Consider the following 21,201-nt stretch of genomic DNA (forward strand, 5'->3'; position numbering starts at 1 on the left):
ATGCAGCAACTACTTCGCCAATGCCGGATACGCTTCCGTCAAAACCTGAAAGGCTCTAGGGCCGTAGCCATCACTGTTGCGGGCACGCGCCGTTGCACCCGACACTTTCGCGAGCACGGCTACATCCTTTAGAGTCGGCAATTTCCGAACCACTTCACCTTCACACTCCAAAGAATGACGCCCCGTCCCATACGATCTCAAGACAAAATCGAAGTCTCTGACGTTTTCAGTCAGCACGCTCGCGCCCATCGGCTTGCCTGCGGGAAAACAAGAGCGGCATTGCCGAAACAGCGCTTATGTCCTCCCCTTGGCATTTCGAGGTCGAGACCTGAAGCCCTTTCGAGGCCGGATCCTATATGCTTGATCCAAGGCTCTGAACTGCAGTCAGTGTTCGGGCAATCCGGCTTGCCGCAATCCCTCGGCCGTTCGATCTGCCCATTGCGGTACCCCTTGAAACACGGGCCGCGCCAGATAGCGCTGGATCGTGAAGCCTGGCTCGAATGCCAGCACCTTCCTTGCGGCCCATCGAGCCGTCGTCAGATCACCACTCATCGCCGCCCAGGCAGTCATCATTCGGTAGGGCCACGTTACCTCTGGATGTTTGTTGACTACCTCCCGGGCAATGGCAACAGCGTCGGAAAGGCAGCCTGCCATGGCCAATGAAAGGGCGAACCCCATCCTCATGTTGAACGCAAGCGGGTCAGCCGGACTGAGCGTCAACGCGCGCTCGAACCGATCCCTGGCGCGATCAGGCTCACCTTTGTAGCTTGCAACCCAGCCAAATCTCGCCCATGCCCAGGCATTGTTCGGATCGAGCGCCAGCGCGCTTTCAAGGTAAGCCGAAGCACGCTCCTGATCGCCGCAGTGGCTCAACGCTCCACCTGCCGCTGTCAGGGCAGCCGGATCATCGTCGATGGAGCCCGCCGCAGCCTCGATAGCCCTAAGGGCGCGTTCCAGGTCCCGCTCCGGTTCTTCGGTCCAGATATAGCCGAGGTTCTGCGCATGACACCATGCGAGAAATGCATGGGCCCGGCCGTAAGCAGAGTCGATCGCGATGGCATCCTCTAGTAGCGGTATTGCCCGCCTGACAGCATCTTTGTTGTGACCCCAGAGGTGCGGGTAGGCGCGCATAACGAGGTCATAGGCGCGCAGATTGCTAGGCGGCTTGCGCTTCGACAGCTCGATTTCCGCGGTTCGAATGGCTGGATGGATTGCGCCCGCGACCTGCGCTGCGATCCTGTCCTGGAACTCGAAGATATCCTCAGTCGCGCCTTCATAACGCTCGGACCAAAGCTGGGTCCGCATCTCCGCATCGACCAGTTGCACGGAAATACGCAGCCGATCCCCTCCCCTGCGGACAGTCCCTTCGACGACGTAAGTAACTCCAAGTTCCCTGCCAACGTCACGCACGTCGACGAAACGTCCCTTGTAGGTGAAGGCGGACTGGCGGGCGATCACAAAAAAATCCCGAACACGGGAGAGGGCGGCGGTGATTTCCTCCACGACGCCGTCCACAAAGTACCCGTCGCTCTGACCACTGAGGTTGTCGAAGGGCATGACCACGATCGACGGCTGGTCCCTGCCGAAGCGGATCGCAAGTGATGGCCCGGATCCCACGTCACGCCCCTCAGGCGTCGCTTGCGGCCAGTCGACCCGAAACACAGAAATCGGTCTCGGGATGTTCTTCAAGGCCCGATCGCCAAGGCTGGTCAGCGTGAACGGTACCTTGCCGTCGAGATGTTCGCGTACCGACCCGGATATGCAGATGCCTGACGGCGCGGCCATCTCCTGCAAGCGCGCCGCGATGTTGACGCCATCGCCTAGCAGATCGTCGCCTGACACAACCACGTCACCAAGATTGACGCCGATGCGAAATTTCAAGCGCCGATCGATCGGGAGGTCTTCCGAGACGCTGACCACGCTACGCTGGATTTCAACCGCGCACCGGACCGCCTGGACAGCACTCAGGAACTCCGCGACAAGGCCGTCACCTGCGCTGCCGAAGATACGGCCACCATGCTCGCGCACCAACTCGGCGATCCGACTGTGGCACAAATTGAGTGCACGGACCGTGCTCTCCTCGTCCAGCGCCGTAAGGCGGCTGAAGCCGGCAACATCGGTGGAAAGGATGGCTGCAAGCTTTCGATCCACAGCGGTGACACTCCTGCGACGAGCAATATCGTTGCGTAAATATGCGCGCGTTGAGCAAGCAATTACATTGAGAACGGCGGTTTTTGCCACCGAATGCAGACGTCCCAACCGCCCCGTCAAGCCGCCATTGACGTTCACACTTCTCCGATGTGGCGACACGAATCAGGCCTGGCCGGCTCGCACCGGTCGACGAAGAAGCTACGTGCGAGACGTAGCAGCTAATAGCCGGTCATTTCAAGATATCCGACACCTGACGCGGAGCCTGTGAAGTTAATCGGCCCCTCCCAATAAGGCGTAGAGGTCGCCATCCAGGACTGCTCGTTCAGCGGTTTCGTCGTGATATCGAGCGACTTACCCGGCACGCGTATACGCCACTCTACCGGCATCCGGCGCCCATCGACCGTTGCCTTCCGCGTCGGCTCCAGTTGAACGTCGTCTTTCGACAAAGGTGTCGTTCGGCCATCCGCGGATATCCAGTTCGCGGAGATGAACCCGTCCTTGTCATCACGCAGGCGAAAAGCCATCAGCTTGTCACCCGAATCCAGATGCAGTGAGAACCAGTCCCATCCGGTCTGATTGGACGCGAGCGGCTGCGACGACCACTCTCGATCCAGCCAGGCTTTGCCGGTGACTTCGACCGGCGCTCCGGACATCGAGATTGTCCCCGCCACCTCATAGAAGGGCTGCGAGTAGTAGTAGCTCGCCTGTCCGTTCGCGGACTTCACGGAAAAGCCGTTGTCACCCTGAAGAACGAGCGGCCCGTTGGCCCTGAGGTCTAAGGAATAGCTGAAGTCTGTCCCGCCGGCGGAGACTGAAAGGTTGCCAAAGGCGTCAGAGCCGGTTCGCGCGCTACCCTCCATCAGCCAGTCGTCTATCCACGCCCGAAATGGCGTTGCGGCAACGCCCGCCTGCCCGACCCCTCCCCGGCCCAAGCGCTCCGCAACATACTGATGGCCTTGAGTGGTGATCGCTGCGTGCCCGATCCAGATCTGCGGATCCGCAAAACCTGCCTTGTCTCCCGGAGCCAGCGCAGAGCGAAAGAGCGTCCACTGCGCTCCATATTGCTTGCCGTCGTCACCGGTGAGATTGGCGGTCACATACCACCACTCGATGCGATAATCAGGATGAGCGCCGTGATCGGCGGGGAAAGAAAGAAAAGAGCCCCGCGCAGGGACCGCAAAACCTTGCGCATCCGATCCCAATCCGGCGAAGCCTTGCGCAAATGTCTGACCGCTTACGCTGATCATAGCCGCCGCTATCAGGACAGAGACCGACTTCCTACCGTTCATTGGCGAAAACCCTCAGCAGGTCGGCAGGATTGATCGAGGCCAAACGCCGAACCGGCACCAGCACCGACAGCAATGCAGCGACGAGAGCAATTGCACCCAGCCAAAGCCAATCCATTGGAAACACCATCATTGGCAATCGCCAACCAAAGGCCTCCACGTTCACGATCGCAAGCAGGACCCATGCCAGGGCAAGACCGACGGGGATCGCAGCCACAAATGTTGCCAGCCAGAGTGCAAGTGTCCGGGCAACCTCATAGAGCGCAAGATCCCGTCGCCGCACACCCATTGCCCACACCGGAGCGAGCTGAGGAAGCCGAATGCCAGACAGCGTCAGGAGACTTGAGAACATCGCAAATCCTGCCACAGCAAGGGTAAGGACGTTCAACGCGCCCGTCACCTTGAATGTCTGATCGAAGATGGCTCTCGATTGCCGCTTAAGCGACGCCTGGTCAACGATTGCGCTATCTGGCAGACCAAACTCTTCGACCAACTGGCGCTTGAGATCCTGGGCTCGCTCGGGAGCCACTCGGACACCGTAGCGAAGTTTCGGGACATCGGGGTAGTGGTCGACCAGGCTATTGATGCCGACGATCACTTGTCCATTCGGGTTCCCATAGTCCGAGTACACGCCGACCACGGTTGTGCTCCAGCCTCCAGGCATGAACAACGGCTGCCCGATCTTTGCTTCGACGCGACGCCACATCTGTTCATTGATGAGAGCACCCTGCCCGGCGGCGATCTTATCCCAAACGTCATTGTCGGAAGCGATCAAGGGCCAGTGCTCCCGGTAGGTCGAATCGTCTGCGACACCAAAGATCTGGATCTGTTCGCCATGCACCTCGCCGTCGACACTCCAGATGGGAAGGAGCGCCGTAGAGCGTTGCGGAAGCCATCCCCTAAGCCGCGCAGCTTCCTCCTCATCCTTGGCGGTCACGTAAAGCTCGGCGGCTAGGCGCTGATCCAGCCATCCGACGAACGTCAGCCGGAAACTGGATACCATCGTGCCAACACCGATGTTCGCCGACAATGCCAGCAGCAGAGCCATCAAAGCCAGCGACAGGCCGGGAAGCTGTATGCGGGTGTCGGCCCAGAACCATTCCATGAGGACGCTCCGTGCCAATTGCTGCGCTTTGGTCAGGATGACGGCAAGAAGTCCAGGTAGCACCAGAGCTGTTCCAAGAAGCAGGCAGCCAAGTACCGCAAAACCCGCCACCAGCCCGGACGCGGTAATCGCCAGGATAGCAGCCAAGATCAGCAGGATTCCACCCGCGCCGGCTTGAAAGGCAAGCGATCTGGCCGACTCTCTTGCCCAGGCTCGCGGCTGGGCGGCGGCCAAAATCGGCAGCTTCCAAACCCGCCACAGGCTCTGAGCTGACGAGACAGCGGTTCCTCCGAGAGCAATCGCCAATCCAGCCAGCCACCACTCCGGCCGAATGGATAGCGAGCCTGACACATTTGCGCCGTAGAGGCCCCTGAGGGTCGCGGCGACGCCCGGCATCAGGAGCAATGCAATGACGTAGCCGAGTATGACGCCGATCAAACCGGATATCAGCGCCAGCACCGAAAGCTCGATCAGGAGTATCGTGGTCAATGCTCGAAGCGAGAGACCAAGCGACCTGAGTGTACGAAAAGTGCCTCGACGCTGTTCAAAGGTCAGGCCCGTGGCCGAATACACGATGAAGAGCCCGACGATGAACGAAAGGAAGCCGAAGGCGGTCAAGTTGAGGTGGAAGCTGTCTGTGAGGCGATCGACGTCCGGTTGTTCAGCCGGTTCGCGGATCGTCAATCCCGCCTGATCTATTGCTTCGGCGGAAATCTCTTGATCGGCTGCGACCACCAAGCGGTCGATCTTCCCGCGGTTGTCGAGTAATCGATCAGCGACCGCTATGTCGACGAAGGCAGCACCGTCGGGAACCTTGCCATCGACTTTGATGTTCATGTCCGTGGCGCCACGGAGCCGCTCGGCAGTGGCGCTCGACACAAGCAACTGTCCGCGGCCTGAAAAGAAGGCCGATAGGTCCGGGTTGCTGGTGAGGGTCTCGTTCCGGTTGTCCCTTGGCATGGTCAGAGGTTCGATACCAACCAATCTTATCCTTGTGCTTCCAAACCGGTAGTTGCCCTCAATCACCGGCGAAACATTCAGACCCGCTCGACGTAGGCTGCCATAGACCTCAGTCGCTATGCCGTCACCGTCCTTGCCGACGATCTGCCGGAGGTTGCCTTGCTCCAGAACCGAAGCCGCTCGGGCATAGCTCGCCTTAGCCTCGGCGTTGATCGCCTGAACGCCGGACCAGAGAGCCGTCGCAAGCGCAATCCCCATGACCAGCGTCAGAAGCTGGACAGGTCTCCGACGCCAGTGCGACAGCAGGGCAACGAATGCAACGAAGTTCATTCGGCAATCTTCCCACCGCGAAGGACCACCGTTCGGTCAAGACGAGCTGCTAGCCTCGTGGAGTGAGTGACGAGAAGCAGAGCCGATCCCACTGTCCGGGCGAGGCTGAGCATCAGATCGAGGACCGTATCGCCTGTTTGCTCATCCAGGTTGCCCGTTGGCTCGTCCGCAAGGATGAGAGGAGGTCGAGCAGCCAAGGTTCGCCCGATTGCAACGCGTTGCTGTTGGCCTCCGGAAAGCTGCTCGGGATATCGGGCGGTATATTCTTCCAGCCCCAGTTTCTCGACCAGCTGCGCTTCCCAAGCGTGATCGTACCGGTTTGCAAGCTTGGCGTGTAGAGAGATGTTGGCCGCGACGCTCAGGGATGGAATGAGGTTAAACTGTTGAAAAACAAGGCCGACCCTGGTTCTCCGGTATCGGGCCCGTTCGTTTTCTGCAAATAGCGCCAGATCGCTGCCATCCATCACGACCGAGCCGGTGTCTGCACGGTCGAGCCCGCCTGCCAGATGCAGCAATGTGCTTTTGCCACTGCCGGACTCTCCAGTGAGCGCAACACTTTCGCCCGCAGCGACTTCCAGATCGACACCCTTCAGGATTTCGATCGGTCCCTCGGCAGTGGGATAGGACTTTCTAACGCCTGCGAGGGTGAGGATCATGTCGGTCTTCTCGAACACGGAGTTTGCAGAATGCAAAGACCACCGGTGACCTAAGAACTTTCGAGGGGGATCGCAAGATCCGTGCCAGAATTGGGCGACCGGCGACCAGGGTCGGGCTTGAGAGAACCGAGGATGTCATGGATAACACTGGGCGATCCTCCTCGGCGCGCTTGCCCTCGCATCGTCGAAGGTAGCCGGCTTGGTCGCCAAGATTCACAGTGATCGTTGGCGTTCATGCCGCCGCGGCGACATTTGCTCCCATACGGCGAAGCTTAGCGGCGGCATCGTTGATCTCGTCCTCGTCGGCGGCGATGATCAAATCGTAACCCTTTGAAGCAGCGATCTTGGCGAGTTCAAGGCCGATACCGCTCGATGCGCCTGTGACAACGGCGAGCCGATCTTCTTTTCTGTGCTTCCCATTTCATCCTCTTCTTCCCTTATGGTTTGAGAACGACCTTGATGCAGCCGTCCTGCTTGTCACGGAAGGTCTTGTAGAGATCCGGTCCCTCTTCTAGCGATGCGCGATGGGTGATGATGAAGGATGGATCAATCTCCCCATTTTGAATTCGCTCCATCAGCAGTGGCAGATAATGCTGGACAGGCGTCTGGGCCATGCGGAAGGTCAGGCCGCGATTGATTGCCGAGCCCATCGGAATCTTGTCGAGAAAGCCGCCATACACACCGACGATGGATACGGTGCCGAAATTGCGGCAGCAGTGGATCGCCTGGCGAAGCACGTGTGGACGGTCCGTTCCCATGAAGGTCGCGACCTTGATGCGGTCGATGCGCGAATCCCAGCTTGCCGAGGGCTCGGCCTCGGTCCCAACGGCGTCGATACAGGCGTCTGCGCCGCGGCCGTTGGTCAGCTCCATGATCCGGTCGTAGATGTCCTTGTCCATGAAATCGAGTGTGGTCGCCCCAGACCTTTCGGCGAGCGCAAGCCTCTCAGCGACAGTGTCGATCGCGATCACGCGTTCGGCTCCGAGGATGAAGGCCGATTTGATCGCCATTTGTCCGACCGGTCCACAGCCCCAGACGGCGATGGTATCGCCAGGCTGGATATTGCAGAAATCCGCCGCCATGTAGCCAGTTGGGAAGATGTCAGAAAGGAACAGAACCTGCTCGTCGGAAAGATCATTCGGGACCTTGATTGGTCCGACGTCAGCGAAGGGAACGCGCAGGTATTCGGCCTGACCGCCACTGTAGCCGCCGAGCAAGTGCGTGTAGCCGAACAGGCCGGCGGGGGCACTACCCCACAGTTTCTTTGCTTTTGATGGATCGGGATTGCTGCGCTCGCAGCCCGAGAAATATCCCCTTATACAAAAGAAGCATTCGCCGCAGGAGATAGTGAAGGGAACGACGACACGGTCGCCGACTTTGAGTTTCCGATTGTCCTTTCCGACCTCGACGACCTCACCCATGGTCTCGTGTCCCATGATATCGCCGCTACGCATGTCGGGCATGATGCCATTGTACAGATGCAGGTCGGAGCCGCAGATGGCGCAGGCAGTGACCTTGATTATCGCGTCGCGACCATCCTCGATGTGCGGATCAGGCACGCTTTCGCATCGGATGTCGTGCTTGCCGTGCCATGTAAGTGCCTTCATGTCGTCCTCCCGATCAAGTGTTTCGGCGGCGCCTGAGCGCCGGCCTTCGGACGACAACCATGTTATGCAGAAGTTGTTCCAGAATCGGGGAACGGTCGGATGGCGGCGGCGCCATCGGCAACACCACATCGAGGCCAATTTCGCGCCGGGTCAGCAATTGGCATCACATGGACCGTGATGGTAACATCGGGCAACGATTCCGTGGTTCCTGCCGGTGAGAATCCGGCTGCAGTGGTTCGGCGGCATCTTTTCCCCGTTCGTGCTACAAATGGTCCTCATAAAATCGTGTCGTAGGGGGTCCCGATCGTTCAAGGGCCGTCAGACAAATCCCCTTGGCGATCACCGGGCTCCACCGTTTGCGCCGCCAAGGCACCGTTATACAGAGGTAGAGGGGCAGATGGGACCTCAATGTCGATAAGGAGCCCTTCATCCGACCAGGTTTTCTCGAGATGCCCTTTAAGCTGCTTTTCGACCATTGCGCCGACGATCACCGTGCCAAAACCTCGTTTGGCTGATTTAGGCGGAGCGTCGACGCCCACCTCTTGCCATCGGATGCTAAAGCCCGCCCCGGACGGTCCGGGCTTCCAACTGATTGAAAGTCTGCCTTGCGCAACGGCAAGTGCACCGTGATGGGCTGCGTTGACGGCGAGCTCATGGAACACGAGCGCGAGGGGCTGGACGAATGGCGCAGGCATTTTGATATCCGGCCCGCTAAAGAAGGTGCGAGTGGTCGCGAACGGTGTCACCTGTTGGCGAATGAGTTCCTCAAGAGAAATGCTTGTCCATCTCCGTGCAGCAAGCAAGGTATGGGCACGGGCGAGCGCCTGCACGCGATGTTGGATAGCGGCGGCGTAAAGGGCGGGGTCATCGGCGTTGCTCAAGCGGACGATGCTATCGACGATCGCCAGGACGTTCTTGGATCGGTGGTCGACTTCCATCAGCAGGCGGTGCTCGGAGGCTTCCAATGCCTCGATACGCCGGTATTCCGTCATGTCGATTTGAGATCCAAAGAAATACAGGATCCTTCCGTCATCCCCATGGATAGGACTTAGATGCAAGCGATTCCAGAACTGCTCACCGCTCTTCTTATAATTGAGGATCTCGACGCTGACCTCGCGCTCGCCGGCTATAGCCGCATGAATTTCGGCCACAGCAATCGGAGACGTCGCGGGACCCTGCAGGAAACGACAGTTGCGGCCTAGCACTTCTTGGGATTCGTAACCTGTCAGTTCAAGGAATGCCTTGTTTGCAAGGGCGATTGGCAGATCGGGCTTACGGGCGTCAGTGACAACCATTGGCATCCTGGTGCGTTCAAATGCGATCGCTGCCAACTCCTTCCGATCGGCTGAAGCTGCTTTTGAAGATGCGGAAGGCAAATCCCCGTGAAGTTTTTCTCTCGAATGGCCTGTCATGCTTCCACGCTCACTGTAAGACGTCGGCTGATAACGTGGCTTGCGTATCTTTGTTTCCGAGAAGGTTGTGTGGCTTAAGCGATTGCTCCTCCGGGACTTGCCGGACAACGTGTCACGGCTTCGGCCTTTGCCAACGCGACGGCGTCCGGTATAAAATCAGGATGAGGCCTTTCAGCCTTGCAGGCCCTGAAAGGATCGAGCGCACCATATGATCATGAAACTCTTTTCCAGCTCCAGCCGCTCCCGAGAGCGTTTTCTCGAAGCGATCCTGCAGAGTGCGATTGAGTATGCGATCATCTCGACAGATCTGGATGGCCTGGTGACCACTTGGAATGAGGGCGCGCGACGGATCCTCGGATGGGACGAGGCTGAGATTATCGGCAAGCCCGCCGCCGTAATTTTCACGCAGGAAGACCTGCAGGCGGGGATTCTCCAACGGGAGATGACCACGGCTTTAGCGGAGGGCCATGGCAATGACGAGCGCTGGCACGTTCGCAAGGACGGATCGTTGTTCTGGGCGTCCGGCCAGATGATGGCGTTGACGTCGGACGACGGCGAAGTCGAGGGCTTTGTAAAGATTCTGAGGGATCGCACCGAGCAGCGAGAGAATGAGGAGCGACAGCGCGTCCTCATGCATGAACTCTCGCACCGCATGAAGAATACGCTGGCCGTCGTCTATCACCAGCCAATCCTTCCGAAACGCTAGTTCTCTGGAAGATGCAGAGCAGTCGATCTCGGCACGTATCAATGCTTACTCGAAAGCGCACGACATTTTACTTCAGCAGAACTGGCTGGGCACGAGCATGGCGACGATCGTCGAAGCTACCGCGATTAATCTCGGATTTGGGACGTCAGGGCGCTTCAAAGCGAGCGGTCCTGCAGTTGAATTGGGTCCACAGGCGGCCCTTTGCTTCTCCCTCGTGCTACACGAGCTCGTCACCAACGCCAGCAAGTATGGTGCGCTGTCGGTAGATACAGGAACGGTCGAAATCGAATGGTCCGTGCGAGACGAGGTGGGCGCTCCGAGCCTGAACTTCACTTGGCAGGAGGTTGGAGGTCCGGCGGTGAAAGCTCCTAGCAAGAAGGGGTTCGGCACACGGCTCGTCAGCTCCAGCCTGTCTGCTTTCGGAGAGGTTTCTGTTGATTACGCCCCGGCCGGGCTCATCCTGAGGCTGGAAGCGCCGCTTCAAAAACTGCAAAATAAGAACTATTCCGACGCCGAGGAATAATTTGATTGCAAAGCTAGGAAGGCCGGCGCTCGAGAAATCAAAGACATCGATGATGTCACCGCGAGGCGGTTGAATCTTCTTGGTCCAGGCAACAGCGAGCCCATGGCCGATGTTTGTTCAGGCTTTCAGCCTGATTTTTTGCTTCGTCGCAGAATAGGGACTAACGCGAAAACCGCAACGTCAGGCGTCGGTGCATAGTTGTCGTGGCGATCATGGCCGCGATCTTGACGTCGAATTCAAGATCTACTGTCAGTTACGAATTGCAAATCGCCTACACCGTTTTGCTTCAGCTCATCGAAATCGAAGGCCGCCAGAACCAGGATGTCACATAGATTCCAGGCCCACAGGTTGTCCTCGAGGCCCTTGTAGCGAGCGGAATTCCTGGGCGTTCGACCCTGCTCCGTCGATCCAGACGGGTGTCATATCCCGGTTGCTCGCCCGCCAGGTTTTACGTCGATTGCCCTCCGTCCGAAGCGCTGTGTTCGCGTGGAACGAATAGCAGCATCAAGACGTTCGGTAGCGCGAATTAGAGGAGAATATTGGGAAGTACTGCAGACAAGATTAAGGGTAGGACGAACGAAGTTGCCGGCAAGGCACGGCAGGCAGCGGGAAAAGCGCTCGACAATCATGTGGAGCAGGCCAAGGGCGCCGGCCAGGAAGTCACAGGTAAGGCCCTGGCTGCCAAGGCCGACGCCAAAGATACCGTGAAGAAGGTTGTCGATAAGGCCTAGCGCGCCTTTCAGCATAGTTTCCCCTTAAGCCCGCGCTGGTCGCGGGCTTTTTTACGAAAGAGATTTCCCATGAAGCTCGTAGCAATCGCCGCAGCAGCCGTCCTTACCGGTCTTCTGACAGAAAACGCCTCCGCGCAGGCGGTCGAGGACCCCGCTGTCAATGCCTGTAAGAATACCGGCCTGCTCGCCCTCCGTGAGCGTTCTCCGGATATCACCGATCTCGTCATGGACATGGAAAGCCTTGCCATCAGCAAAGCCGACACCAAGGTCGAGGACGTGGCGATAAAGACCGTGCTCCTCGGAGAAGCCTATATCGCCCGAAAGGAAAAGACCGGAAAGCCGGACAGGTTCGTATGCTTACTCGGCGACAAAGGAAAAGTCCTGCTGACGTTTTTTACCGCACAGTAGCTTCGGCAACGATATCCCCTTAGGACATATTTGGCGCGTTAGGACCCGGAGTTGAAATACCGGGCGGGGCGCACCAGAAGGCGCATTTTAAGTGAGGGCTTCACGGCAATGAGATGCAAACTTAGATCGACTTCAAACGCGGGCCTTCAACGGAAATGGTTGCGCTGCAAGCACCAAACACACCACGCCGAATAGTCGTGATCAGCGACTTCCAGGACGGCGATTGGCGTGACGCCCAATTCGAGACGGTAGCCTGGTTTCGGCAGCAGTGGTTGTCGGGCAATCGCGGACCTGTTCCGGCGATGACCGTCGACCCGAAACAGAATGTCGAGGTCGTGGGTGGCTACATCGAGCGGCTCCCTCTTGCAGCCCTCAAAGGAGGCCTTGCCGACCGCGCGGAGATTTGGACTCACCGCCGCGGTGCATCGCCACAGATCCATCGGCCCGATGGCAGCCCATTCTTGCTGCGCCGGTCGTTTCAGATGAATGGGCCTGACGCGCCATTCGCATCTAATGATATGCTGGGCCATATCGAGGCTTTCGGACCACCGTCGATCTTGTGCGTATGGGGCCTTGGCGTCAGCGAAGACATATTGCTGGCGTGCCCCGACAGTTTCAAAATTTACAATTCGATCGACGCACCGGCGTTGCGCGTGCCATCTGAGGTGAGCCGCCATTTCGACCTTATTCTCACCGGCGCCGCGTGGCAGTCGGAAGCAGTGCGCGTTCTACATCCCGATATGCGCACCGCTGTCATGCCGATTGGACCGGAGTTTGCTTCGGAGGTAACGTTCAGGCCCCTGGGTCTGGAAAAGATCTATGACGTGATCTACGTCGCTGCTGCTCAGCCTTACAAGCGGCATGACATTCTGTTCGACGCGCTGAGCCAACTGCCCCGTTCGCTGCGTGCACTGTGCGTCTGCGGCTATGGCGAGATGATGGAAGCGCTACGCCGGCAAGCTGGAGCACTCGGCATCGACGTCGATTTCATCGATCCGCCCGGGGTACCATTTGCGGAGGTGAACAGGCTTATGAACCAGGCCCGGATCGGCGTCGTTTGCGGCGTCGATGACGGCGCACCGGCCATTTTGACGGAGTATATGCTGGCTGGAATACCCGTGCTTGCAAACAGTGAGCTGAGCTGCGGACTGCAATACATCACGCCGAAGACGGGCCGCGCTGTCTCCGCCGGGGAATTTCACGCGGGTATTCGCGACATGCTTGGACGGCTGCAAAGCTTTGATCCCCGTCAAGTCGTCTTGGATAACTGGACATGGCCGCATAGCCTTCGGAAGCTCAAGAACCTTATGGGAATAACTTAGCCAGATTAAATGGAACATTCGCCGCAATCGCAGGTTCGGGGGCCGTTGTGATTGCGAGGTGGTTGATGAATCTGCTGAATTCTGTGCCGTTGTCCGGCAGCGGTTTGCTGGAAGACGCTCCGCTCATTTGTTTCTCGCATCTTCGATGGGACTTTGTGCTCCAGAGGCCCCAGCATCTGATGCAGCGATTCTCGCGAGAGCGCCCAGTGTTCTTCTTCGAAGAATTCATCCCGACCGACCATCCTCTTGCCTATCTGGAGATCCATCCGTTCGAGGGTACAAGCGTCAAGGCGGTCCGTCCGCGCATTCCAAATGGGTGGAGCGAGGCCGACCGTGAAGCCGCTCTTGGCAAGCTGCTTGACGAACTCATCACGCTTTACGGTGGAAAGCGCCCGATACTTTGGTTCTACACCCCGTTGATGTTTGCCTTCGCCCGGCATGTCGATGCGCTGGCGGTGGTCTACGACTGCATGGACGAGCTGGCAAACTTCAAGTTTGCGCCCGCCAATCTCAAGGCATCCGAACAGACGTTGATTGCTGCCGCCGACGTCGTCTTCACCGGTGGCATAAGCCTGTTTGAAGCGAAACGGGAGCAACACGACAACATCCACCCATTTCCATCCGGTGTCGACAGTCATCACTTCCGCGCAGCGCGGAACGTTTTGCCGGAACCCTGGGACCAGGTCGATATTCCTCATCCTCGCCTTGGCTATTACGGCGTGATCGACGAGCGGCTCGATCTGGATCTGATCGAAAGCGCCGCTGCGGCGCGGCCCGGCTATTCCTTCATCTTCCTTGGGCCGGTTGTGAAGATTTCGCCGGATGATTTGCCGCGCGCAGCCAATATCCATTATCTCGGTCAGAAAACCTATGGCGATCTGCCGGCCTACCTTTCGGGTTGGGAGGCGACGCTTATGCCATTTGCGCTGAACGATGCCACACGATTCATTAGTCCGACTAAAACTCCTGAATACCTCGCCGCAGGCCGGCCGATCGCCGGAACCAAAATAGTCGATGTGGTCCGCGGGTATGGCGATGTGCCAGGCGTCTTCCTGGCCAATGACCCACAAACCTTTGCGGAGGCCTGCGATGCTGCCCTTCATATTTCCCGCAATGATGAGACGTGGCTGCAAGCCGTCGACGATATTTTGGCCCGATCATCCTGGGAGAGCACCTTTCGTAAGATGTCGGCACTTGTCGAAGAGGCTGCAGCGCAGAAAGTCCTGTCCCGTGGCCTGCCCCAAAGATTTTCCGCTCACACCCAACGGCCAGCGCCGGGAAGCTACGACTATCTGATCGTCGGTGCGGGATTTGCCGGATCGGTGCTGGCTGAACGACTTGCTTCAGATGGTGGGAGGAAGGTGCTTGTTTGCGACAAGCGGCCTCATATAGGCGGAAACGCCTATGATCACTACGATGACGCGGGGATCCTCGTCCATAAATATGGCCCGCACATTTTTCACACCAACAGCGAGGATGTGGTTGCATACCTTTCGCGCTTCACGGCATGGCGTCCTTACGAGCATCGCGTGCTTGCACAGGTCGGCGCTCTGCGACTTCCCATCCCCATCAACCGCACGACCCTGAACGCGCTCTATGGCCTCGACCTTCAGGACGAATTAGCGGCCGCACGCTTCCTGGCCGACCGGGCGGAACCCTGCGATCCTGTGACTACATCGCGAGACGTCGTCATATCTCAAATCGGTTCCGGGCTTTATCGCACCTTCTTCGAAGGCTACACGCGCAAGCAATGGGGCCTTGATGCCTCGAAGCTCGACAAATCAGTCACCGCGCGGGTGCCTACCCGCACAGATACCGACGACCGCTATTTCCTGGACCGCTTCCAGGCCATGCCGCTTGCCGGATACACGCGCATGTTCGAACGCATGCTCGACCATGAAAACATAACGGTCATGGTCGGCACGGATTTCGCCGATCTGAAGCAGGAAGGGCTGGCGAGCCACACGATCTTTACCGGGCCCATAGACGAGTATTTCGGCCATTGTTTAGGCCGGCTGCCTTATCGCAGTCTGGAATTTCACCATGAAACGCACGATGCACGACGGCTACTGCCGGTCGGGGTTATCAATTTCCCATCCGAGGATGTGCGTTACACTCGCGTGACCGAATACAAGCATTTGACCGGCCAGGTTCATCCAAAGACGAGCATCAGCTATGAGTATGCCCGTGCCGAGGGCGATCCCTATTATCCGATCCCCCGTCCTGAGAACCAGGCACTTTATAGACAATACGAGTTCCTCGCCCGCGCACAGAGCGACGTAACCTTCGTCGGGCGGCTAGGAACTTACAAATATTACAATATGGACCAAGTCGTCGGTCAAGCACTGGCGACCTACCGGCGCCTGAAGCTCCGGCATGAGGCCGGCAAAGCGTTTGCCGGCGCCCGGCATGAGTAGAAGGCCTCATATCCTGCTGGCGACCGACAGTGCTGAACCGTCCGGCATGGGCGAGCATATGCTTGCTCTCGGGCGGGCGTTGAGCGAACGGTGGGAAGTCACAATAGCCCTGTTGAGCGAGGACAGGAGCGGTTTGTTGCCGCGTGCTGCGCGCCACGGAATCGGCATCAAGCTAAGCCAAGACGCGGCAGCGTTTCAGGAGTGGTTGGCGCGATCCAGTATTGATCTTCTGCACGTTCATGCCGGAATCGGATGGGAGGGACACGGCCTAGCCGCCGCTGCAGACGCCCTGGCAATGCCGATCATCCGCACGGACCATCTCCCCTATCTGCTCACCGACGCTGATCAGATCGAGCTTTACCGGCGCGAGACCGGGAGGCTGTCGCATCACATCGTGGTTTCCGAGGCCTCGCGCCAGAGCTTCTGCGAGGCAAACGTCGCACCGTCGCGTTTGACAGTCGTGCGCAACGGCATCTTTCCGCTATCGCCGGCGCGAGCAGCGGCTGAACTAAGGCAAGCGCTCGACCTGGTGGGTAAAACTGTGCTGCTGATGGTCGCCCGCTTCACCGAGCAGAAGGATCACGCGTCGCTTGTCCGCGCCTTGCCGAACATCCTTATAAATCACCCTCAAGCGGTTTTGCTTTTTGTCGGATCGGGTCCAGAAGAAGATCGTGTCAGCACCCTGGCAGGAGATTTGAAAGCCTCCGGTCATGTTCGCTTCCTGGGGCACCGCGCAGATATTGCGGAGATCATGGCCACCGCCGATCTCTTCGTGCTTCCTTCGCACTTCGAAGGTCTTCCACTCGCCGTTCTCGAGGCAATGTCGCTTGCCGTCCCGGTGGTTGCGACGAGGATTGGCGGAACGGTCGAGGCGCTAGGCGGTGAGCATCCCTATTTTGCGGAGCCCGGTAACCCGACGTCGATCGCCGCTGTCGTCAATCAGGCATTGAGCGATCCCCATCTTAAGGCCACCGGCAGAGCCGGCCACGCGCGTTTCGAGCGCAACTTTTCAGCCTATCGAATGGCTGATGAGACTGGCGCCGTCTACGAGCGGTTCCTCACCCAACATGCAGATCAAAAACAAAGGGATACCGAGATGCGAAAAACGCGGCTGGGCTTCATCGGCGTGGGCGGCATCGCCCATCGGCACCTGGATATCCTAGCCGGCTTCGACGATGTCGACCTCGTCGCCTTTGCCGATCCGGACCTTCCCCGTGCGGATGCAGCGGCAATGCGTTTTGGCGCCCGCTCTTTCGGCCATCACCGCGAAATGCTCGACGCGCAACGGCTCGACGCGGTCTACATCTGCATTCCGCCTTTTGCCCATGGCGAGCCGGAACGGGACCTCATTGACCGCAACACTCCATTCTTTGTCGAAAAGCCTGTGACGCTCGAACTGGCGCTGGCGGAAGAGATCGCAGCGGGCGTGTCGAAGGCCAGCCTGGTCACTGGCGTTGGCTATCACTGGCGTTATCTCGATATCGTCGATGAGGCCCGAAGCCTGCTGGCGGATAATCCAGCGCAACTGCTGTCGGGATACTGGCTGGATTCCACACCGCCTCCGCAGTGGTGGTGGAAGAAGGATCAATCCGGCGGCCAGATGGTTGAGCAGGCGACGCATCTCCTTGATCTCGCGCGCTTCCTCGTGGGGGAAGTCACCGACGTATATGGCCGGGCGGGATACACGGAAAGGGTGGAGTTTCCCGGCCTCGATGTGCCGACGGTCACGACCGCTAGCCTGACCTTTGAAACGGGCGTAGTTGCCAATATCGCCGCGAGCTGCCTTCTCGGCTGGAGCCACCGCGTCGGCCTGCACATTTTCGCCGACCGACTGGCGATAGAATTGACCGATCGCGACATCATGGTGGATGTTGGAAGAGGACGCCCAGTGCGTTGTGCCGATGGCGATCCGGTATGGCGCGAAGACCGCGATTTCATCGACGCCGTCCGTGGTGGTGAAAACCGCATCCGCTGCCCGTATGGTGATGCTCTCATCACCCACCGGCTGGCGGTGGCCGTCGTATCTTCGGCACGCAGCGGGAAGCCGATACACCTTGACTCCCCGGTTCTAAAGCGGCGCGAGCTATCGCCCTTGCTGGCACAACCACGTGCCGAGATCTCTCAAGAACTGCAGCCTGGGCACCGCAAAATTCGCTCGCTCGGCATCGAGGCGCCGGGCCGAGCCTATTTCTTCGAATACGAGGAAGGCCCGCCTGCCGATGGGCATGTGCGGCTCGACACGCTCTATACCGGTCTTTCCGCCGGGACGGAGCTGACGTTCCTAAAGAACACCAACCCCTATTTCCGCGCGCGCTTTGATGGCGAACGCGGCGTCTTCATCGAAAACGAGCCGGATCTTAGCTATCCCGTGCCTTTCCTCGGTTACATGGAGGTCGCACGCGTTTCGCAATCCCGCGTGCCCGGCTTTGCCGATGGCGAGGTGCTCGCAGCAAGCTACGGGCACAAAAGTGGGCACACTGCCGCCCCCTTTCACGATCTTCTTGTCAGTATGCCGCCGGAACTCGATCCGCTGCTCGGCGTCTTTGTCGCGCAGATGGGACCGATCGCTGCCAACGGCATCCTCCATGCCGACGCGGAAGCACTTGGCGCAACCGTGCCCGCACTCGGCGCCGGCGTCTGCGGGCGGACGGTAATCGTCCTCGGTGCAGGGACCGTTGGCTTAATGACGGCGCTTTTTGCCCGTTCGCTCGGCGCGTCGGACATTCTGATCGCAGATCCCTCCGAATTTCGCCGCGGCAAGGCGGAGGCGATGGGATTGATGGCGATGGACGAGGATCAAGCCTGGCAGCATGCCAAGGCGCGCTGGCACGACGGCGTCATGGGACGCGGCGCGGATGTGGCGTTCCAGACGCGAGCTCATGCAGCTAGCCTTCACACGGCGCTCAAGGCCTTGCGCCCACAGGGCACCGTGATCGATCTTGCCTTTTACCAGGACGGCGCCAACTCTTTGCGGCTGGGAGAAGAATTCCATCACAACGGCCTGAACATCCGTTGCGCGCAAATCAACCGCGTTCCCCGCGGGCTTGCGCCACGGTGGGACCGTCGACGGCTGGCACGCGTGACGCTCGACCTCTTAAAAACGGAGGGTGCGACGATCCGAGAGCACATGATCACTCACATCGTGCCTATGGACGAAGCGCCTGCCTTCCTCGCCGATCTGATCGAGAACCGGCCGGAATTCCTCCAGGTTATATTCAAGGCCGGCGAATGACGATTGAACCAGCGCCTCTGCGGATCCTCTTCGTCTTCGCCTGGCTGGTCGTCGGGGGCGAGGAAACGGAAGTCCGGCTACTTGCCAAGAATCTCGACCGCCGTCGCTATCGCCTCGACGTCGTGGCCTGCTTCCGAAAACCCGGCATGCCGGAGCAAACACACCGGCAGCTTCGAGGGCTGGGGATCGATGTCGATACGACGCCTTACGAATTGTCCTTCGAGGATACGGTAAAATATCTCGCCGGGAAAATCTCAGGTTACGACATTGTCGTTTCCTGCCAGAACGTAGCGGACATCTATCCGGCATTGGAGCGACTGCATCGTCGCCCGCCCCTCATTGAACATGGCGGGCTGGTCTCAGAGGCTTTGGCCGGCCCAAAACATCTGACGGCGCGTTATGTGGGCGTCTGCCGCTCGATCCGCGACGCGGCCGCGTCGCGAATGCCCGGGCGCGACCATCATGCCCTGGAAATCCCCTCTATGACCGATCTTTCTGCCTTCGACCCGTCACACCGCGACCGGGCGCGAGCGGGTCTCGGGATCGCGACAGATGAGGTTCTGATCGGTTGGGTCGGCCGGCTCGATCCCAAAAAGAATGTCGAGGACTTTATTGAGGCCGCCGCACTGGTTCATGCCACCACCAAAAGTGCACGGTTCGTTATTGTCGGCGGGCCGGACGCCTTCCTGCCGGAATATGCTGTGCAGCTCAAAGCCCTGGCCGCCCGGCGCGGGCTCGATGGTATGCTTCAGTTTCTCGGCGACCGGAACGATATCCCGTCCCTGCTCGCCGCATTTGATATATTCGTCTGGCTGTCATCCGGCGAAGGCATGCCGCACGTTATCGCGGAGGCCGGGGCGGCCTCCCTCCCGGTGATTGCGACCCCTGATAACGGTGCTATGCAGCAGATCGATGACGGGCTGTCCGGTGTCTTCGTGCCCCCTCGCAGTCCAGGCGTCGTTGCGAAAAATATCGTCGCGCTTATCGAGTCCCCTGCGCGCCGTCACGCACTCGGCACCGCCCTGCGACGGAAGGTCGAGATGGACTACTCCGTCGAGGCAGTGCTGCCGCAGTGGGAGCGGCTTCTGGCAGATGTCCATCGAGAGCGAAAGGCAGCGCGGCCTACAGGTCTGTTCCAATCATTCCTGCAAGGCGGTTTCGAATGTTCGAGCCATCGGCTCCGGCCAAAAATCGGTGAGACGCAGGGCGATCGACTCGACTTGATCGCCGCGACTGGTCACGATCACCATGCCGAGACCGACTATCGCCAACTTCAAGGCTTTGGTATCAGCACCGTGCGCGATGGCTTCCGATGGCACCTGATTGAAAAAGCTGGCCGATACGACTGGTCGAGCATTCGTCCGATGCTCCAGGCGGCCGAGGCAACAAAGACCCAAGTTGTCTGGGATCTCCTGCATTATGGCTGGCCGGACGATCTCGACATCTGGTCGCCTCGCTTCGTCGATCGCTTCGCGCGGTTTGCACGTGCATGCGCCGAGTTGGTCCGCGAGGAGAGCGACGGCATTCCGTTTTATTGCCCTGTCAACGAGATCTCGTTTTTCTCATGGGGCGGTGGTGACGTCGGCTATTTGAACCCGTTTGCCTATGGGCGCGGATTCGAACTCAAGGTGCAGATGGCACGCGCCGCCATCGCAGCGATGGATGCCATTATCGCCGTGGATGCCCGGGCCCGCTTCGTCCATTGCGAGCCGGTGATCAATGTCGTCGCGGATCCGTCGCGTCCTCACGATGCGCGTACCGCCGAAGGACATCGCCAATCGCAATTCCAGGCCTGGGACCTGATTGGCGGAAGGATGTGGCCACAGATCGGAGGCGGCGAACGCTATCTTGATATTCTCGGTGTGAATTATTATTCCAATAATCAGTGGATTCACGGCGGTCGGCCGATCGACCTTGATCATCCGCTTTATAAACCCCTCAGCCAAATTCTGGTCGAGACGTTCGCGCGCTACGGCAAGCCAATGCTTATTGCCGAGACCGGCATTGAGGATGATCGGCGCGCATCCTGGTTTGACTATGTTGCCGACCAGGCTCTGGATGCGATCCGGTCGGGGGTGCCCTTGGAAGGTTTGTGCCTCTATCCGATCGTCAATCATCCTGGTTGGGATGACGATCGGCCTTGCGCAAACGGCCTCCTCTCCGCCGATGTCCCTCCAGGAGGACGGGCGCCATTTGCTCCCCTGGGTGCTGCGATAAGCGAACGAGCAAAAGAGTTTGCAACCTTTGCACCCCATCATATTGGCGGCGCGGAAGCCGGCGAGACCTGAGCGCCGAAGATCGAAGCGCGCCAGGCCGCCTCATTCTGTGAACACGGCACTCCTCGACTGCATCTCA

12 protein-coding genes and 2 pseudogenes are annotated in these 21,201 nt (G+C 59.1%); 7 read left to right on the forward strand and 7 right to left on the reverse strand.

Annotated elements, in window-relative coordinates; translation table 11 throughout:
• Positions 1–384: 384 nt before the first annotated feature.
• From G9X64_RS01070 to lov, 7 genes and pseudogenes are all read right to left on the reverse strand, one after another.
• Positions 385–2,151 (reverse strand): adenylate/guanylate cyclase domain-containing protein, encoded by a 1,767-nt coding sequence (locus tag G9X64_RS01070; RefSeq protein WP_171375861.1) that lies wholly within the window; start codon positions 2,149–2,151, stop codon positions 385–387.
• 218 nt (positions 2,152–2,369) lie between these two features.
• A complete protein-coding gene (locus tag G9X64_RS01075) occupies positions 2,370–3,440 on the reverse strand; it encodes a lipocalin-like domain-containing protein (protein WP_171375779.1) in 1,071 nt (356 codons plus the stop codon).
• Positions 3,430–5,832: an FtsX-like permease family protein gene (locus G9X64_RS01080; RefSeq protein ID WP_171375780.1), complete on the reverse strand. Its 2,403-nt coding sequence runs from the start codon at positions 5,830–5,832 to the stop codon at positions 3,430–3,432. Before G9X64_RS01080 ends, G9X64_RS01075 begins: the two co-directional genes overlap by 11 nt.
• Positions 5,829–6,488 (reverse strand): ABC transporter ATP-binding protein, encoded by a 660-nt coding sequence (locus tag G9X64_RS01085; RefSeq protein ID WP_168317154.1) that lies wholly within the window; start codon positions 6,486–6,488, stop codon positions 5,829–5,831. The genes G9X64_RS01080 and G9X64_RS01085 overlap by 4 nt, the downstream gene beginning before the upstream one ends.
• 241 nt (positions 6,489–6,729) lie before the next feature.
• A pseudogene (locus G9X64_RS01090) lies at positions 6,730–6,882 on the reverse strand (SDR family NAD(P)-dependent oxidoreductase); the annotation flags it as partial.
• Between the two features lie 43 nt (positions 6,883–6,925).
• On the reverse strand, positions 6,926–8,095 hold the full coding sequence (locus G9X64_RS01095; RefSeq protein WP_168317155.1) for a zinc-dependent alcohol dehydrogenase: 1,170 nt from the start codon (positions 8,093–8,095) through the stop codon (positions 6,926–6,928).
• Positions 8,096–8,403: 308 nt separating this feature from the next.
• The gene (gene lov / locus G9X64_RS01100; protein ID WP_171375781.1) at positions 8,404–9,507 is read right to left on the reverse strand and encodes a blue-light-activated histidine kinase; all 1,104 of its coding nucleotides are present in this window, start codon (positions 9,505–9,507) and stop codon (positions 8,404–8,406) included.
• Positions 9,508–9,715: 208 nt separating this feature from the next.
• On the opposite strand from lov, the pseudogene G9X64_RS01105 reads away from it, so the two are divergent.
• From G9X64_RS01105 to G9X64_RS01135, 7 genes and pseudogenes are all read left to right on the forward strand, one after another.
• Positions 9,716–10,736: pseudogene (locus G9X64_RS01105) on the forward strand (sensor histidine kinase).
• Between the two features lie 539 nt (positions 10,737–11,275).
• Positions 11,276–11,467: a CsbD family protein gene (locus tag G9X64_RS01110; RefSeq protein ID WP_168317158.1), complete on the forward strand. Its 192-nt coding sequence runs from the start codon at positions 11,276–11,278 to the stop codon at positions 11,465–11,467.
• 69 nt (positions 11,468–11,536) lie between these two features.
• Positions 11,537–11,875, forward strand: coding sequence for a hypothetical protein (locus tag G9X64_RS01115; RefSeq protein ID WP_168317159.1), 339 nt, complete (start codon positions 11,537–11,539; stop codon positions 11,873–11,875).
• 155 nt (positions 11,876–12,030) lie between these two features.
• Positions 12,031–13,197, forward strand: a complete 1,167-nt coding sequence (locus G9X64_RS01120; protein WP_168317160.1) for a glycosyltransferase — start codon at positions 12,031–12,033, stop codon at positions 13,195–13,197.
• Positions 13,198–13,262: 65 nt separating this feature from the next.
• Positions 13,263–15,614: a UDP-galactopyranose mutase gene (glf, locus tag G9X64_RS01125; RefSeq protein ID WP_171375782.1), complete on the forward strand. Its 2,352-nt coding sequence runs from the start codon at positions 13,263–13,265 to the stop codon at positions 15,612–15,614.
• Complete coding sequence (locus tag G9X64_RS01130) at positions 15,607–18,846, forward strand: glycosyltransferase (RefSeq protein WP_171375783.1); 3,240 nt, start codon at positions 15,607–15,609, stop codon at positions 18,844–18,846. Before glf ends, G9X64_RS01130 begins: the two co-directional genes overlap by 8 nt.
• On the forward strand, positions 18,843–21,134 hold the full coding sequence (locus tag G9X64_RS01135) for a glycosyltransferase family 4 protein (RefSeq protein ID WP_171375784.1): 2,292 nt from the start codon (positions 18,843–18,845) through the stop codon (positions 21,132–21,134). The genes G9X64_RS01130 and G9X64_RS01135 overlap by 4 nt, the downstream gene beginning before the upstream one ends.
• Positions 21,135–21,201: the final 67 nt, after the last annotated feature.

It is taken from the genome of Rhizobium sophorae, from assembly GCF_013087515.1.
GTDB classification, from domain to species: Bacteria; Pseudomonadota; Alphaproteobacteria; order Rhizobiales; family Rhizobiaceae; genus Rhizobium; species Rhizobium sophorae.

What these genes read in the sequence shown, in the direction of transcription:
- G9X64_RS01075 (WP_171375779.1), bottom strand. Translation starts at nt 3,440, where the DNA reads ATGAACGGTAGGAAGTCGGTCTCTGTCCTGATAGCGGCGGCTATGATC.
- G9X64_RS01080 (WP_171375780.1), bottom strand. Translation starts at nt 5,832, where the DNA reads ATGAACTTCGTTGCATTCGTTGCCCTGCTGTCGCACTGGCGTCGGAGA.
- G9X64_RS01085 (WP_168317154.1), bottom strand. Translation starts at nt 6,488, where the DNA reads ATGATCCTCACCCTCGCAGGCGTTAGAAAGTCCTATCCCACTGCCGAG.
- G9X64_RS01095 (WP_168317155.1), bottom strand. Translation starts at nt 8,095, where the DNA reads ATGAAGGCACTTACATGGCACGGCAAGCACGACATCCGATGCGAAAGC.
- lov (WP_171375781.1), bottom strand. Translation starts at nt 9,507, where the DNA reads ATGACAGGCCATTCGAGAGAAAAACTTCACGGGGATTTGCCTTCCGCA.
- G9X64_RS01115 (WP_168317159.1), top strand. Translation starts at nt 11,537, where the DNA reads ATGAAGCTCGTAGCAATCGCCGCAGCAGCCGTCCTTACCGGTCTTCTG.
- G9X64_RS01120 (WP_168317160.1), top strand. Translation starts at nt 12,031, where the DNA reads ATGGTTGCGCTGCAAGCACCAAACACACCACGCCGAATAGTCGTGATC.
- glf (WP_171375782.1), top strand. Translation starts at nt 13,263, where the DNA reads ATGAATCTGCTGAATTCTGTGCCGTTGTCCGGCAGCGGTTTGCTGGAA.
- G9X64_RS01130 (WP_171375783.1), top strand. Translation starts at nt 15,607, where the DNA reads ATGAGTAGAAGGCCTCATATCCTGCTGGCGACCGACAGTGCTGAACCG.
- G9X64_RS01135 (WP_171375784.1), top strand. Translation starts at nt 18,843, where the DNA reads ATGACGATTGAACCAGCGCCTCTGCGGATCCTCTTCGTCTTCGCCTGG.